Source organism: Pseudobdellovibrionaceae bacterium (assembly GCA_023954155.1).
Taxonomy (GTDB): domain Bacteria; phylum Bdellovibrionota; class Bdellovibrionia; order Bdellovibrionales; family UBA1609; genus JAMLIO01.
Genome location: JAMLIO010000001.1, coordinates 523402 through 537739, shown reverse-complemented (window position 1 = coordinate 537739; position 14338 = coordinate 523402). Strand labels below are relative to the sequence as shown.

Here is a 14338-nt window from a genome sequence, read left to right as displayed (position 1 = left end):
TTAGTCTTCGGCGGCAAAGAGTCTTTTAAGATGCTTCTCGCCTAGAGACACCAAAACCCTTAGAGCTTCTGTGTCGGAACTTAGGTTCAAACGGTCTTTAGCCAGATTCAGCGCCGAGATGGTTTTACTGTCTAACTTAAAGATCAGCTCCCCTTCAGAAAGTTTGGTCAGCTTTGTGCTTGCTGGAGTAGATGTGGTTACAGGACCTGATGTCGGCGTGGACGAAGCCAAAGGGTTACCTACTTCTTGCTCATGAAAAGCTGTGGGCATCATCGTGGGTGTATGGGGCTTTGCCACTTGGGACCCTTCGTAAGCTCTCTCCACCGCCTGCCCCTGATGGTAGGCCAACTCCTCTTTTGTAAGTTGAGGCGCCGCCATTCTTGATGGCATAGTGGGCTTTACTGGAGGCTCTTCTTTTTCTTCAAACTGTTTTAAATTTTGAGCAAGGTCTTGCAGTTCGTTACGGAAACTCTTGGCACTTGAAAGGTCTTTATTAAAGTCTTGCTTTAAACGCGTGGATTTAAGATATAGCCCCACCAGATCGTCAGAGCTTGTGATCTTCTGACGAACGTACTCGGGCTGACTGGACAGCCAGTCAAAAGCGGCCGTGAGCACTTCTTTTGTGTATGCTTGGGGAGGCATCTTAATCATAGAAGATCAAATCTATTGAGTCCGCAGCAGACAATCAACATAAATTGCTGAACAATTAGGATTTTTTTTACAAATGCAAAATAAACGCTCAAAAAAAATTTTATTCTGCACTTTATCCGTGCTTGACATATATTTTAAGGGACTTTTTGAAGCACCAAGGGTTTAAAGGGCAAGCGGGGCAACCCGCACGCCAAGGGCTTTTAAGGCGTAAAGGACTTTGGATCTATGCCGTATTTTTCAATTTTTCGGAGTAAAGTCTTTTTAGGGATGTTCGCCTGCAAAGCCGTCTGGTTGATCTTCCCGCCGTTAGCCTTCAAGGCCTCAATGATAAATCGGCGCTCAAACTCTTCTTTTTGTTTTTGAAAATCCAGTGAATCTATAGGGATTTCTATCTTTTTGTCCTCAAAAAGCTCTACAGACTCTTCTGCCTGCTTATCTATGAGGCTTTCTGCATTTTGATGTTTGGTCTTTTGTGGTAAATGCACGTTGACGGCCTTTAATAGCTTCTCAGGCAGGTGGGACAATAGAATCTCATGCTCGTCATTAAGAATAAAAGTGTGTTCAATGACGTTTTCCAGTTCACGGATATTGCCTGGCCAGTCGTAACTTGTCAGACACATCAAGGCCTCTGGTGATATTTTACGCACTTCTTTTTTGTGAGTCTTATTGAACTTTTTCACAAATAAATGAATCAGGCGCTCGATGTCTTCTCGACGTTCTCTAAGAGGCGGAAGCACAATCGGCATCACGTTTAAGCGATAGTACAGATCATCGCGAAATTGATTCTGGGTGATCATCTTTTCTAAATCACGATTAGTGGCAGCAATAATACGGACATCGGTCTCGATGTCTTGGTTGGCTCCAACAGGGGTAAATATTTTTTCCTGTAACACTCGCAGCAGTTTCACTTGCATGTGTAAGGGCAAATCCCCCAATTCATCTAAGAACAGAGTGCCACCTTCGGCAAATTGAAATCGACCAATCTTTCTTTGGTCCGCACCCGTAAAGGCCCCTTTTTCATGACCAAAGAATTCACTTTCAAAAAGACTCTCTGGGATCGCTGAACAGTTGACCGCCACAAACTTCCCTTCTCTACGAGGAGAGTTATAATGAATGGCCTTAGCCACAAGCTCTTTACCTGTTCCAGATTCTCCACGAATTAGCACAGGAGTGTCGACTTTGCTGAGTCTTGAGATCACAGCAAACACACTCTGCATCTTTTCGTTTTTGCCTACAATCTTTTGGTCACTGTCATAAAATATGGGAGCTGCATGGGCCGCCATCTGCACTAGATCGTGGGCGTCCGCAGCCTTTTCCATCACTTCTTTTAAGTCTTGATAGTTAATGGGCTTGGATAAATAACTAAAAGCGCCGTTCTTCACAGCAAAGACCGCGTTTTCAATAGTCGCATAAGCCGTCATCATGATCACTGTCGTTCCTGGAGACTGAGCCTTGATGGTCTTTAAAACTTCCAGACCATTTTTTCTGGGCATGTCCACATCCAATAAAACAAAATCAACAGTCTCAGGATTAAGACGCTCAAAAACCTCAATCCCATTCACACCATCAAAAGCTTCATGAATCTCGGCCCCTGTTTCTTTTAAGTGTGACCGAATGCCTAAGCGCAGCCCCTGATCATCATCAATAATTAAAATCTTTAACGACATCTTCTACACCCTCCTGTCACCCTTAGGTAAGGTGAGTGTAAAGGTTGTGCCCTGTCCTTCTTTAGACTTCACGTCCAGAGTACCGCCATGCAGGCCTGTAAAGGCTTTACAGAGGTAGAGTCCCAACCCCGAACTGCCGCCCGCAAAGCTTTTCGCTTCAGACGAACGGTAATATCTATCAAAAATAAATGGCAAATCTTTAGCAGGGATGCCTATCCCTTCATCGGAAATCTGCATCACCACAAAACGATCTTTATCCTCTGTAGAGATCAAAACCCGCGAATGGGAATGGCTGTACTTCAAAGCATTTTCAACCAAGTTCTGAATCACTTGTTTGATAAGAGCCCTATCAAATTTAAAACTAAATAGCGGCTCAAGCTCCATGGCCACTTCAATATTTCGATCCACGGCTGCAAATTGGGACTCGCGCACCACCGTGGTGATGACCTGATTGATGTCTGAGGTTTGCAGGTTCAGTTTCAGCGACCCACCTTCTAGGCGACTCATCTGCACAATGTCGTCAATAAAACTTGTCAGCTCATATTGAGACCTGTCGAGCTGGGCTAAGGCTTGTTTTTGCTCATAGGTCAGAGCGCTGGCATCATTACTGATCACCTCGGCCATGGCTTTGATCCTCGCCAATGGGGTTTTAAGATCGTGAGTGAGGACACTGATGAAATCGGCCTTGGTCCGCGATTCCCGCGCCAGCTTGGAGTTCTGCTTACGAAGCATATTGTGATCGGCCCAAAAGGCCACAAAGACGCCCAGAACAGGCAGCCAAGCCAGCCTGAACGACCAAGAATTCTGTGGGCTAAAGATCAGGGCATAAAGTGCCAAAGCCACCAAAGTCGCCCCACAGGCCAAAAAAAGAAAACTTAAAAAGCCTCTCAAAACAATTGTCCTTATACCTCATTTCTACAGCAAATCACATGCCCAGAGACTTTGTATCAGAGGGGGACTTGGCTTGACGCGGGGTCAAATTGTCCCTAAAAATGGAGTAATGAACCGTTTTGCAGCCCATTTTTGTCTCTTAATTGCCACACCCCTCCTACTGACTCAGTGTGGAAGCTTAGAAAAGAAAGAGTGTGAGAACATCCATTGGGCCACCCAAGGCTTCAACGATGGAGCCGAAGGCCGTTATAGCCGCCTCTCCCAGTTTCTCTCTAAATGCGCCACCCATGATGTTTCTGTAGGCAGTGATGAATACTTAGAGGGATATCAAAAGGGCTTAGATAAGTTTTGCAGTGAAGAGTCTGGATTCTCCCGAGGCATTCAAGGTCTCACACCAGAAAAGATTTGTGAGGACAATAAAAAATACGCCATCAGTTACGACAGCGGAAAGCAGAACTACTGCACCTATGACATCGGCGTGAAAGATGCTCAAAACGCAAAACCCGCGCGACTTTTTTGCGAAAGAGACACGCAATATTTTCAAGGCTTCCAAGATGGCTTAAAAAAGTTTTGCACTTCAGAGAGCGGATACAAATATGGCTTTGAAGGAAAAAAAGAAACTCAAGTTTGCACTGGTGACCTTTTACCTATCTTTTATGGCGGATACAAAAGAGGTCGGGTGGATTTTTTAAGACGAGACAACGAAAAGCAGGCTAGCTCCATCCAACTGGCCGAAGCAGAATTAAAATTGGTGAACGCCAGATTCACAGAAAAACTTGCCGAAGCCTACGAACTGCCCGCCGCAAGCCAAGACCCTTATGTGGTGGAAAAGCGGCTCAAGCTAGATTCTGAAATTAAACTTTTAAAAGAAAAGAAATCCAAACTTGAGCAAGAAATTTTTGATCTACAAAAAAAGATCAACCAGAACAATTCAGATATCGGTCGTTTAGCGTTTTAATTAAAAGAACTTCACGCTGCTTTTAGCGCAAGAACTTTCAGAAGTGTACTCGACACCAAAAAAGACTCTCTTCTTGAAAAAGTCATACTTCTTCTTGCTGATCTTTTTAAGAGTGTCAGGAGCATATCTGTAAAGGATTCCGCACTCGGCAAAGTCTTCTGTTGGATTCTCACGACCATACACAGAGCACATCACTTTGTTATTGGCATACCACTGACCTTGAGCTTCGTCATAGAGCCAGTCTGATAAGTCCATCCATTCTTTAGTTTGTGACAAAGACGTACGTCTTTCCACAGTGATATCTAAAACGTGCATCAGTTCGTGAAAGATGGTCATAGCCTTACGATAAGGTTTATCGACTTCTTTCCAATTATCAAACATCATAATGTCGGCATTAAAGAGCAGTCCGTCACTTGTTCTGTAAGAAGACATCACAGCAGAGGCTCTCTCTTGACCTGGCATAGTTTCCCCAGTGACGTAAGGTGTGATCACAATGTTTTGCGCAAAAACATCATAACCATAAGTAAAACGATCACCAGCTACAGGAAAGGTCGTATTAGGTAAACTTGAAATCGCAAAGATCACTTCACGCACAGAACGAGCATCCCTGTACTCTTCGCTTTGAGGAGAGATCAAGCCAGAAATACTAATCCCAAAATTTTCTTTCACATAAAATCTTGCGCCCCAGGTTTCACCAAATAAAGAATCTCCCACACACTCTACAGTACGACAGCGTGTACGAATGTACTGATACGCTTCTTTGTTCGGCGAATATTTCATTTGTGGTTTGTCGTTATTAGACTGGTAAGGATAAGAACCATAAATTCTTTCACCCAACTCGTTAGAACCAAAGTCTTTCACATTCATGATCAAGTCATTCATGGTGCGAATGGACTCTTCATTTTGATCTATCAATGGAATTTCAACTGTACTGCCGCCACCTATACCGTCTGATTCACTAAGAACCACAGTCGTGTTCATCAAAGGAGGCTGTTGAGACTGTTCGTAAGCATAAGAATTAAAACTGCCCCATGTTGGAATCTGTGGAATACACTTCACATCATCTATGAACACTAAATCCGCAGCGTTATAACCCAAATCAAAACCAAGTGGACTAGCTTCTGCTTCACCCTTACCGCCACCACCACATGCAGCCACAAAACTCATCGCAAAAAGTAAGCTTGTTACCTTTGCCCAAGATATAAAAATATTCATGATTTCCCCTCTCTATACGCGAGTAGGGATAACCGATTTAAGACTCTTTTCCCATGATTTTTATCTGTTTCTATACTTTTTATATTTTTTTACAGCGTTGTGTTAGAGCCATAAAAAATGCTTATAACTCGTCTAAGGCTTCGTTTGCCAAACGGTCTGCTTCTTTATTGAATTCACGTCTTACATGTTGAAAAGACACGCTTTTAAAGGAGGAGCCAATAAGGTTTTTGATCTGTTGATAGAGAGGTTTGATCGCATCGGATTTCACTTTATAAATTCCACTCAACTGTTTGACCAGCAACTCACTGTCTGAACGCACGACCACCTGTGAAATCCCTTTTTGCTTAGCCCAAGTTAAAGCTTGAATGACTGCGGTGTATTCTGCGTAATTATTGGTCTGAATTCCAAGATAGCCTTTTAATTCCTCTACGGGTTTTTCATTGGCACAAATCCAAACGCCATAAGAAGCGGGGCCAGGATTTCCTCTTGAAGCTCCATCCGTATACACCACCACTTCATTGATCATAGTCATCTCTTTTTCTTTTCCTACGATCTGAGCGAATGTAAGAGATTCCACCCTGATGTAGCATTGATACTCGCATTTCGATCTGTCTGGATACAGTTAAAAGGGTGACGCATAAAAAAGTAGTCGCAACACCGTAACCTAAATGTCCAGCTCCAATAGCTGCACCCACAGCAGCAATCACCCAAATAGTGGCCGCTGACGTGATCCCAAGCACTAAACTGTCTTTTTGCAAGATCGCTCCAGCACCCAGAAAACCAATTCCTGTGATCACCTGACCGATCACACGAGTAGAGTCTGAAGCCAAAGTTAAAGCTTCTTGCCCGACATAAACAAATAATGTTGTTCCCATGCAGATCAAAACACAGGCACGAATCCCAAAAGGTTTTGCTCTGAGTTGTCTTTCAAGGCCAAACATCAGTCCACACAGAAAAGACACCAACATACGAATAAAATAACTGAAATGAAAATCGTCAAAAAACAGGTCCATGCTTTTAAGCTTAACCCTACTAACTAGAAGTGCCAAGGAAACTTTTTAAAGTCTTTGGGACGCTTTTCAACGAAAGAGTTACGCCCTTCCACAGCTTCATCCGTCATGTAAGCCAAACGAGTCGCTTCACCCGCAAAAACTTGCTGCCCCACCATGCCATCATCAGTCAGATTCATAGCAAACTTTGACATACGAATGGCTGTTGGGCTTTTGCTGTTGATTTCAGCGGCCCACTCTAAGGCTCGTTTTTCAAGTTCTACATGAGGCACCACCTCATTAACCATTCCCATCTGGAAGGCTTCATCGGCAGAATAGCTGGCACCTAAAAAGAAGATTTCTCGTGCACGTTTTTGTCCCACCTGTTTAGCCAAATACGCAGAGCCATATCCGCCATCAAAACTTGCCACATCCACATCGGTCTGCTTGAAAACCGCATGCTCTTTACTTGCTAAGGTCAGGTCACACACCACATGTAAAGAGTGTCCTCCACCCACGGCCCAACCAGGAACCACAGCGATGACCACTTTGGGCATAAATCGAATCAAACGTTGCACTTCTAGAATGTGCAACCGACCCAATTTTGCAGATTCAAATGCGTTTTGTTTATCTGTTGCTGTCTGATGCGACGATGAGGGTTCGTTTTCGTATTTGTAGCCATCTTTGCCACGAATTCTTTGATCTCCGCCAGAACAAAAGGCCCAACCTCCATCTTTGGGTGATGGACCATTCCCCGTCACAAGCACACAGCCCACATCGGGGGTTTGACGTGCATGATCTAGGGCCATGTACAGCTCATCTACTGTTTGGGGTCGAAAAGCATTGCGCACTTCTGGACGATGGAAGGCAATTCTAACCGTGCCTTGCTCTTTGGCGCGATGATAAGTGATGTCTTTAAAATCAAATTCTGAAACAACATCCCACACTTGGGGATCAAATATTGGTGAAATCATAGCTTGAGGATATACCAAGGATGATAAGCCCCCTCAAGCTCTAACTCATTAAGATTTACGTAAATACTTGGCTTCAAAAACAAAGGTTCCAAATGGTAGAACGGAAGCCACAAAAGCTAGGAAACGGGTCTTGAGATCCCAGCCTAACTTGTCTGCTACATAGTGACTCAGCAAAACATAACCCACAAATAAGCCACCATGAATAGGGCCAAGAACTTTTACATATTGTGGATCACCATATAGATGCTTCATGGGTACAGCGACAAACAACAATGCCAAAAACGAAAGTCCTTCTAACCAACCTAGTATTCTAAATGCTTGCACCATGATTTCACCTTTTAATTGTAATGGTTTACTGATTTTTCTTTGCAAACTCTTGCATCATGGTTTTGATATTACCAAGATCAGTTTCCGTAATCTCCCACACTTGCTTCTCGCCAATATAATCTAAAATTTGGTTAAAAAGTTCTTCAGGAAGGAAAGGCTTTACTTTTCCAGACTGGTACTCTTTTTCTTTTTCGTCATATAAACCTAAGAAAGTTTTATCACGGAACCACGTCTCTTTATTGGCCTTTTGAATTTCTGCAATTTCGCCTTCTGAAGGGTCTCTTTGCAAGAATTCAAAGAACATTCCTGGAGCTTTACTACCTGGATAGAACCACTCACCAGAAAAAACCTGAATCAAATTGTCGTGGTCGTCTTTTAAAATCGGAGTCACAAATTGCACCCCATGCTCTAAACAATGTTTATGAAAAGAGATAAGGTCTGGTGTTCTTAAAGCAATGTGCTGCCACTGCGCTGGAGAAGCGCCCAACATTTCACGAACGTGAGACGGCTCACCCTCTGGCTCAGAAGGCTGAACCACAGCAATGACGGTATGAAGTGGATTACCAGAGTTGGACTCCCACTTTCCTAGGCTTGAGGCAAAGGTCATTGATTTTTCTTTTTGCTTCTCACTTTGTGGGCGACGTTTTTCATATAAAATGTCTTCAAGTCCCACACCTAAAATGATCCTAAAAACAGGATATGCAACGGCATACATTTTAGGATGTAAAAGTAATGTCATATGATCTACGGCAAAGTTCATAAAAGCTGGTTTTCCTGACATGAAAGCCTCCCTCTTATTTGTCATTTTGTTTCTGCAAAAGACATAACAAGGCTTTACAGGAAATACAATGGAAGACCGTAGACGCTATAGGGCGCCTAAGGTTGTAATTTTTGGAAGCCTTCCCTTACAACCAAGATCCCTCTTGCCTTTCACCTGAAAATACCTCAAGTAATTCTGAACCTTTAATTGATCTGTTTTTGAGAATCGAGGACCATGGCACTAGGCATTATTTTTGGGGTTGCAGCAGGGGCACTGTGGGGCTTTTCTTTTATCATCCCTTTTGTTCTTCCCAATGCATCTTCTGAATTGATCTCTGCAGGAAGATTTGGCGTTTATGCTTTAGTGTCGGCCTTCTTACTGCTTCCCCAACTTAAATCTGTTTTAAAACTTTTAAATGGGTCTCGCATTTTATGGTTGCTGCTTTTGTCTGTGACGGGAAATTCTTTGTATTACATTCTAATGGTGGATGCCGTAAGACTTACGGGTGTAGCAATCACATCCATCATTGTCGGCGCACTTCCTGTTACGATCGCCATTTTTGGTGCACGCTCTAGTGCTGAACTTAAAAAATTTAGTGGACCTTTATTGTTGATTGTTTTTGGGATTACGGTGGTTCAGTGGCCTATGCTCTATGACTTTTTCACAGGTCATGCTGAGGTCTCTTTTAAAGGAACACTTTTGGCTTTTGCGGCTCATGTGAGTTGGTTGATCTTTGCACTGATGAACGCTAGGTTTTTAAAACTCAATACGGATATCTCTCCTAAAATTTGGTCTGAACTTTTAGGAGTAGGCAGTTTTGGGACTCTTGCTTTTTATATCGTTTACCGAATTTGGACAGGTCACCTAGAGGTTTACACCACTGGCATCACCATGCAGTTCATCGCACTTTCTTTTGTGTTGGGGTGCTTTGGTTCAGTGCTAGGCAACTGGTTTTGGAACGAGGCCAGCAAGCGTTTATCTACGGCTTTTGTAGGACAGCTGATTGTCTCTGAGACCATTTTTGCCATCATTTACGAGTGCATTTATCTGCAAAAGACTCCTCAAATATTTGAAATGCTATCTCTGGTTCTTTTAGCCCTTGGGGTGATCTGGGCCAGCAAACAGGCTAGGCAGCGTAAACTTCTTAACTAATTTTGCACCCCACACTTTTAGTGAAAAATGTGATCTGAATTTTTACTCTCAACAGCGGCAGAACACTCAGGCCAAATAACGGTTTAAATACCTCTAAACTCTTCTGTGGAATGCTTTTTGAAACTCTGAGGGGGATTTGACCCCTCTTGGAATAGGAGAGCAAGACATGATTACCCGAGTGACCATTTTAGTCCTTTTGGCCAACTTTTTGACCATGACTTATGCCAATGCCAATAAGTTTATGCACAAACGAGTTACGTGCTTGGATCAAGTCACAGACTTCTTGGATCAGCAGGCGGCTCAAGGCTATAGATGCCAAGCCCAGGCTCGTCCCGCCAAAAAGGCTATTCAAGACAAAGTCTTCTTATCTTATGTTTATCAATGTGATTCTCGAAAGCAGTCCTATATTGTGAAGTTAGACCTAGACATACAAAACTGCGACCTTGGAATCACAATTTTGGATCACCCATCTCAGTCTTCGAATCAAGCTCCTGCATCTACGATTGTAGAGTAGGTCTCAAGCTCGCAGAAAAATCAAAGGCCACCAAAACACATGTATTTAATTTCTAAGTAGTCGTCGAGGCCATATTGGGAACCCTCTCGGCCTAGGCCCGAGGACTTCACTCCCCCAAATGGTGCGACCTCACTAGAGATAAGCCCTTCGTTAATCCCCACCATTCCATACTCTAAAGCTTCAGCCACCTTCCAACAGCGCGCAACGTTTTGCGAGTACATGTAAGACGCCAAACCGTAAATGGTATCGTTGGCCATAGCGATGGCCTCTGCGTCACTGGAGAATTTAAATACTGGGGCGATGGGCCCAAAGATCTCTTCTTGTGCAAACCTCATCGAAGAGGTCGCCCCACCCACAACGATGGGACCCACAAATGGACTTTGGTACTCGTTTTGGTTTTGGTTTTGGTTTTGGTTTTGGTTTTGGTTTTGGTTTTGGTTTTGGTTTTGGTTTTGGTTTTGGTTTTGGTTTTGGTTTTGGTTTTGGTTTTGGTTTTGGTTTTGGGAGGCTAGGCCGCAATAGAGCACTTGTCCACCCTTTGCCTTTGCATCATCTAAAAATTCTTGCACCTTCTTTACCGCCTTGGGGTTGATCAAAGGTCCGATGTCTGTAGAGTCCTCCAGTCCATTTCCACATTTAAGTGCAGACACAGCTTTGATCAATTTTTCGATAAACTGATCGTACACCTTTTCATGCACTAAAAACCGATTCACACACACGCAAGTCTGTCCTGCGTTTCTGTACTTAGAAGCCACAGCCCCTTTCACTGCTGCATCTAAATCCGCATCTTCAAACACGATAAAAGGAGCGTTGCCCCCCAGTTCCAAACTTAATTTTTTAATAGTGGGCGCACTCTGCTGCATCAGTAAAGCCCCTACACGAGTGGAACCCGTAAAAGAGATTTTGCGCACAACTTCACTGGCACATAAAGCCTTTCCCATTTCTGAAGCATCTTCACCCACAGTGACGTTAATCACACCCGCAGGAAAACCTGCTTGTTCTGCTAAATGCGCTAACGCCAAAGCACTTAAGGGTGTTTCCTCTGAAGGACGTGTCACTACTGTACAGCCCACAGCCAACGCTGGAGATATTTTGCGTGTGATCATGGCTAAAGGAAAATTCCATGGTGTGATGGCCCCGACAACACCTATAGGTTGTTTAATCGCAACCACACGTCGATCTTTCGCAGAGGTAGGAATCACTGAACCGTAAGCTCTTCGTCCTTCTTCAGCAAACCACTTGATGAAGGAGGCTGCGTAAAGCACCTCACCCCGACTTTCTTTAATGGGCTTACCACATTCTAACGTCATTAGGGTGGCTAAGGCTTCTTGATTTTCTAAAACAAGGCTCCACCACTTTTCTAATATGGCCGATCGTTCTTTGGCTGTTTTTGCACTCCAAAGAGGGAGGGCCTTTTTAGCGGCAGCAATCGCAGCCTCTACGGCTTGCACGCCTCCATCAAAAACCTCAGCAATAGATTCACCACTGGCGGGATTAAGAACTTGGAACCGACTTTGTCCCAAGGAATTTTCCACCCATTTGCCATCAATATACGAAGATGTAAAAATAATTTTTTTATAGTCTGTGTTCATGTTCACCTCTCCACCGCACACGTGTTTCTTAGATGTGTAACCTTTGACACCTATTGTATTCGCCTATGCTCCTTTTCTGCAAGAAGCAGACAGCAAAGATCAAAAAGCTATCGCTACGATTAGGATACAAAAAAAGATAGCACAGAATGGATTTGAATTTTTCAATTATAAATCAATACTCCGTCTAGCTCACACAAATATAACTTTCATAGACAGCTTTTGCGGGATTGGCAGGTGAACAGATTTGGATTAAATTAAACGTAAACGGAGGTTATCTGGATATGATCATTAAAATGGCGCGCAAGCTAGGACCCAAAACACCGCCCCGTCTTTTTGGAATACTTCTAAGCCTTTGGGGACCCTTTCGTGGCGCAGGAATTAAAATCACTCAGATCTCAGCGGACTATCGACACATTCATGTCATTTTAAAAAAACGCTGGTCGACCACGAATTATGTAGGAACCCAATTTGGAGGTTCAATATATGCCATGACTGATCCTTTTTTTATGCTGATGCTTATACAAAATTTAGGGCCTGATTATATTGTTTGGGATAAAGGGGCCACCATAGACTTCGTCAGTCCTGGGCGCACGGAGTTACACACAGATTTTAAAATCACGGATGAGATTCTTTCCGATATCACTTCTCATACTGAATCTGGAGAAAAGTACATCTTTGACCTACCCGTAGAGGTTTTAGATACCAACAATACCCTTGTGGCTACGGTCTCTAAAAAACTTTATGTCAGAAAAAAACGCGCGGAGCCTAAACATGTCTAACTTAACCGACATTGCCATCAAAGTCAGACATCGCACCGACGCCAAGATATTTTACGACACTCACATGCAAATCCAAACCTTATCGCCACAACAAAGATTTCAGTTAGGTGCAAAGTTTTTTGCGATCTGTTTTGTTGCTGGCATCGTCTTTGTTTTGATCCCCATTTTGCACTTTGTTTTAGTTCCTCTAGCCCTTATCGTAGGTATTGTGCTTTTCTTTCGGGGCCTTAACACTCACGATTACCGCATGGAAACGACCTTAAAGTGCCCCCAATGCCAAAAACCCTTCACACTGAAGGCCGCACCACAAGCCAAGTGGCCCTTAAAAGAAAACTGCCCCGAGTGCAGGGCAGAGATTGTCATTGAGAAGATATAGTTTAAATTCTACTTATTAAAAGTTATATCCAATTTTTGCAGCAAAACTTGTAAAACCCTCTGAGGCCGACTCTTGTGTGTCCGCATAAATATAACCATACTCAAGTCCCAAGCTGATGTGATCGGCTACGACAAACTCTGCACCCAGCATTGTCGACCATTGATTCCCACGTACTCTGAAGTCACCTTCGGCTACACCAAACGTGTACTTAGTTTTAGTGTTGAAATAAGAAAAAGAGTTGCTCCAATATAACAGCAGTTCATCCGTAGAGCGCAAACCCACAATAACACCCGCTCTAAGCGCTAAACCTTTAACATCAAAATCATCCAAGAACGCACTGTCTGGATCGTCTTCGCTCACACCAATGTACCCTAAACCCAGAGTTCCCGCTAAAGAGAAGTTTCCCGCTGAGGCATCGGCTTGTGTGTCTCCGATAAATTGATATTTTGCAGTAAAATAATTTGGTTGGTTACCTATGGCAAAGTCCAGACTTACATCCAAACGCTCTAAGATCGCCAAAGAAAATAAAATCGAACTGTGATCAATCACCTCTACAGAGTTATCTGCAAGATCTTTGTTGTTGACTGTAATGATGGTGTCTAAAGGACCCGCCCCATTAAAGGTCGTTTGTACGGTTGTAACATCTTGATAGGGAACTACATTCGCACTGAATTTAAAATTTCCACCCTTGGCCTCTGGCGATTCAAAATGGTGGTTTTTAAGTAGAAAATAAGAATTCGACGCACACCCTGTTAAAAACAACACGGCTAAAACAAAAATCAACCTCACGAAACACCCCTTCTTAGATGAAATACTTTTGTATTTGTTAATTTAAAATACCTTTACCCACAGATTAGATTCATCTGTGGTAAAACACAAAACAACAGCAAATTAGGTCTTACTTTCCAGCCTTTTGGCAGTGTGGTTTAAAGTCTACTCCTAGACGAGTAGACCTCTTAACAAGAGCCCACTTCGGTGCGCGTGCCCCATAACCATCCTGGCTTAGTAATACGAAGGATAAGGGCATTACCTGATGTAGTGCTGATCTTATAGGTGGAGTCACCAATTTGAATAGTTAGGGTTTGAAAGTCTCCATCGTTCTCCCAGAGCAAACGATAGTCAGAAGAGTTAAGCACAGTGGGTTTGCCGTCAGCATACACTGTCACAGTCATCTTTTGCTTTTCGGCTAGAGAAAACTCTCGGCTGGCTGTTGTTTCAAACTCTCCAACGATATCTAAAAGTCGAGCAGGATTATCAAGGTTGCCAAGACCCTCCTCACACTTCCAGTCAATATCAGCAACTAGAGGAATCTCATACCCCATAGCTTGCACACTTAAAATCGAAACCAGAATTATCGTCAAAAACTTCATAAAAACCCCTTCTGATCTATCAGTGCGGCGAACTTACACAAAGTGGGCGGGGATTGGCAACTCCTCTTTTCGCCCTTGCATACAAGCTTGGCCACATGAAAATAGGGTAATTAAAATCTGACT

17 protein-coding genes are annotated in these 14338 nt (G+C 43.3%); 5 read left to right on the top strand and 12 right to left on the bottom strand.

All coding sequences use genetic code 11. The annotated features are described in order from the left end of the window. From M9899_02565 to M9899_02555, 3 genes are all read right to left on the bottom strand, one after another. A complete protein-coding gene (locus M9899_02565; protein ID MCO5113037.1) occupies nucleotides 1-651 on the bottom strand; it encodes a hypothetical protein in 651 nt (216 codons plus the stop codon). Between the two features lie 200 nt (nucleotides 652-851). Continuing rightward, nucleotides 852-2318, bottom strand: a complete 1467-nt coding sequence (locus M9899_02560; GenBank protein MCO5113036.1) for a sigma-54 dependent transcriptional regulator — start codon at nucleotides 2316-2318, stop codon at nucleotides 852-854. 3 nt (nucleotides 2319-2321) lie between these two features. Next, nucleotides 2322-3209: a HAMP domain-containing histidine kinase gene (locus tag M9899_02555; GenBank protein MCO5113035.1), complete on the bottom strand. Its 888-nt coding sequence runs from the start codon at nucleotides 3207-3209 to the stop codon at nucleotides 2322-2324. A 109-nt stretch (nucleotides 3210-3318) separates the two neighbouring features. Here M9899_02555 and M9899_02550 point away from each other — a divergent pair, with 109 nt between their 5' ends. After that, a complete protein-coding gene (locus M9899_02550; GenBank protein ID MCO5113034.1) occupies nucleotides 3319-4167 on the top strand; it encodes a DUF2799 domain-containing protein in 849 nt (282 codons plus the stop codon). Here the strand turns inward: M9899_02550 and M9899_02545 are convergent, their stop codons facing one another. The 6 genes from M9899_02545 to M9899_02520 form a co-directional block, all read right to left on the bottom strand. Beyond that, nucleotides 4168-5382, bottom strand: coding sequence for a hypothetical protein (locus tag M9899_02545; protein MCO5113033.1), 1215 nt, complete (start codon nucleotides 5380-5382; stop codon nucleotides 4168-4170). Between the two features lie 121 nt (nucleotides 5383-5503). Then, nucleotides 5504-5908, bottom strand: coding sequence for a ribonuclease HI family protein (locus M9899_02540; GenBank protein ID MCO5113032.1), 405 nt, complete (start codon nucleotides 5906-5908; stop codon nucleotides 5504-5506). Continuing rightward, entirely contained in the window at nucleotides 5898-6431 is a 534-nt protein-coding gene (locus M9899_02535; protein MCO5113031.1) for an MgtC/SapB family protein, read from the bottom strand. Before M9899_02535 ends, M9899_02540 begins: the two co-directional genes overlap by 11 nt. Further along, nucleotides 6419-7363, bottom strand: coding sequence for a 1,4-dihydroxy-2-naphthoyl-CoA synthase (locus M9899_02530; protein MCO5113030.1), 945 nt, complete (start codon nucleotides 7361-7363; stop codon nucleotides 6419-6421). The genes M9899_02535 and M9899_02530 overlap by 13 nt, the downstream gene beginning before the upstream one ends. A 30-nt stretch (nucleotides 7364-7393) precedes the next feature. Beyond that, on the bottom strand, nucleotides 7394-7672 hold the full coding sequence (locus tag M9899_02525; GenBank protein ID MCO5113029.1) for a DUF3817 domain-containing protein: 279 nt from the start codon (nucleotides 7670-7672) through the stop codon (nucleotides 7394-7396). A gap of 25 nt (nucleotides 7673-7697) precedes the next feature. After that, nucleotides 7698-8453: a hypothetical protein gene (locus M9899_02520; GenBank protein MCO5113028.1), complete on the bottom strand. Its 756-nt coding sequence runs from the start codon at nucleotides 8451-8453 to the stop codon at nucleotides 7698-7700. A gap of 213 nt (nucleotides 8454-8666) precedes the next feature. On the opposite strand from M9899_02520, the gene M9899_02515 reads away from it, so the two are divergent. Continuing rightward, entirely contained in the window at nucleotides 8667-9584 is a 918-nt protein-coding gene (locus M9899_02515) for a DMT family transporter (protein ID MCO5113027.1), read from the top strand. 166 nt (nucleotides 9585-9750) lie between these two features. Next, the gene (locus M9899_02510; GenBank protein MCO5113026.1) at nucleotides 9751-10098 is read left to right on the top strand and encodes a hypothetical protein; all 348 of its coding nucleotides are present in this window, start codon (nucleotides 9751-9753) and stop codon (nucleotides 10096-10098) included. A gap of 20 nt (nucleotides 10099-10118) precedes the next feature. Here the strand turns inward: M9899_02510 and M9899_02505 are convergent, their stop codons facing one another. Further along, complete coding sequence (locus M9899_02505) at nucleotides 10119-11690, bottom strand: NAD-dependent succinate-semialdehyde dehydrogenase (protein MCO5113025.1); 1572 nt, start codon at nucleotides 11688-11690, stop codon at nucleotides 10119-10121. Between the two features lie 281 nt (nucleotides 11691-11971). Between M9899_02505 and M9899_02500 the strand changes: the two genes are divergently transcribed. Together M9899_02500 and M9899_02495 are read left to right on the top strand one after the other, a co-directional pair. Continuing rightward, nucleotides 11972-12469 carry a DUF4442 domain-containing protein gene (locus M9899_02500; protein ID MCO5113024.1) on the top strand — a complete coding sequence of 166 codons (498 nt, stop codon included), beginning with the start codon at nucleotides 11972-11974 and terminating at the stop codon, nucleotides 12467-12469. Next, nucleotides 12462-12845 (top strand): hypothetical protein, encoded by a 384-nt coding sequence (locus tag M9899_02495; protein MCO5113023.1) that lies wholly within the window; start codon nucleotides 12462-12464, stop codon nucleotides 12843-12845. Before M9899_02500 ends, M9899_02495 begins: the two co-directional genes overlap by 8 nt. Before the next feature lie 15 nt (nucleotides 12846-12860). Here the strand turns inward: M9899_02495 and M9899_02490 are convergent, their stop codons facing one another. Together M9899_02490 and M9899_02485 are read right to left on the bottom strand one after the other, a co-directional pair. Beyond that, entirely contained in the window at nucleotides 12861-13634 is a 774-nt protein-coding gene (locus M9899_02490; GenBank protein MCO5113022.1) for a hypothetical protein, read from the bottom strand. 167 nt (nucleotides 13635-13801) lie between these two features. Beyond that, nucleotides 13802-14215: a hypothetical protein gene (locus M9899_02485; GenBank protein MCO5113021.1), complete on the bottom strand. Its 414-nt coding sequence runs from the start codon at nucleotides 14213-14215 to the stop codon at nucleotides 13802-13804. Between the last annotated feature and the right edge of the window lie 123 nt (nucleotides 14216-14338).

Excerpts from the sequence above, each read along its gene's own strand:
- M9899_02565 (MCO5113037.1), bottom strand. The coding sequence starts at position 651 with ATGATTAAGATGCCTCCCCAAGCATACACAAAAGAAGTGCTCACGGCC.
- M9899_02560 (MCO5113036.1), bottom strand. The coding sequence starts at position 2,318 with ATGTCGTTAAAGATTTTAATTATTGATGATGATCAGGGGCTGCGCTTA.
- M9899_02550 (MCO5113034.1), top strand. The coding sequence starts at position 3,319 with ATGAACCGTTTTGCAGCCCATTTTTGTCTCTTAATTGCCACACCCCTC.
- M9899_02545 (MCO5113033.1), bottom strand. The coding sequence starts at position 5,382 with ATGAATATTTTTATATCTTGGGCAAAGGTAACAAGCTTACTTTTTGCG.
- M9899_02540 (MCO5113032.1), bottom strand. The coding sequence starts at position 5,908 with ATGATCAATGAAGTGGTGGTGTATACGGATGGAGCTTCAAGAGGAAAT.
- M9899_02525 (MCO5113029.1), bottom strand. The coding sequence starts at position 7,672 with ATGGTGCAAGCATTTAGAATACTAGGTTGGTTAGAAGGACTTTCGTTT.
- M9899_02520 (MCO5113028.1), bottom strand. The coding sequence starts at position 8,453 with ATGTCAGGAAAACCAGCTTTTATGAACTTTGCCGTAGATCATATGACA.
- M9899_02515 (MCO5113027.1), top strand. The coding sequence starts at position 8,667 with ATGGCACTAGGCATTATTTTTGGGGTTGCAGCAGGGGCACTGTGGGGC.
- M9899_02510 (MCO5113026.1), top strand. The coding sequence starts at position 9,751 with ATGATTACCCGAGTGACCATTTTAGTCCTTTTGGCCAACTTTTTGACC.
- M9899_02505 (MCO5113025.1), bottom strand. The coding sequence starts at position 11,690 with ATGAACACAGACTATAAAAAAATTATTTTTACATCTTCGTATATTGAT.
- M9899_02500 (MCO5113024.1), top strand. The coding sequence starts at position 11,972 with ATGATCATTAAAATGGCGCGCAAGCTAGGACCCAAAACACCGCCCCGT.
- M9899_02495 (MCO5113023.1), top strand. The coding sequence starts at position 12,462 with ATGTCTAACTTAACCGACATTGCCATCAAAGTCAGACATCGCACCGAC.
- M9899_02485 (MCO5113021.1), bottom strand. The coding sequence starts at position 14,215 with ATGAAGTTTTTGACGATAATTCTGGTTTCGATTTTAAGTGTGCAAGCT.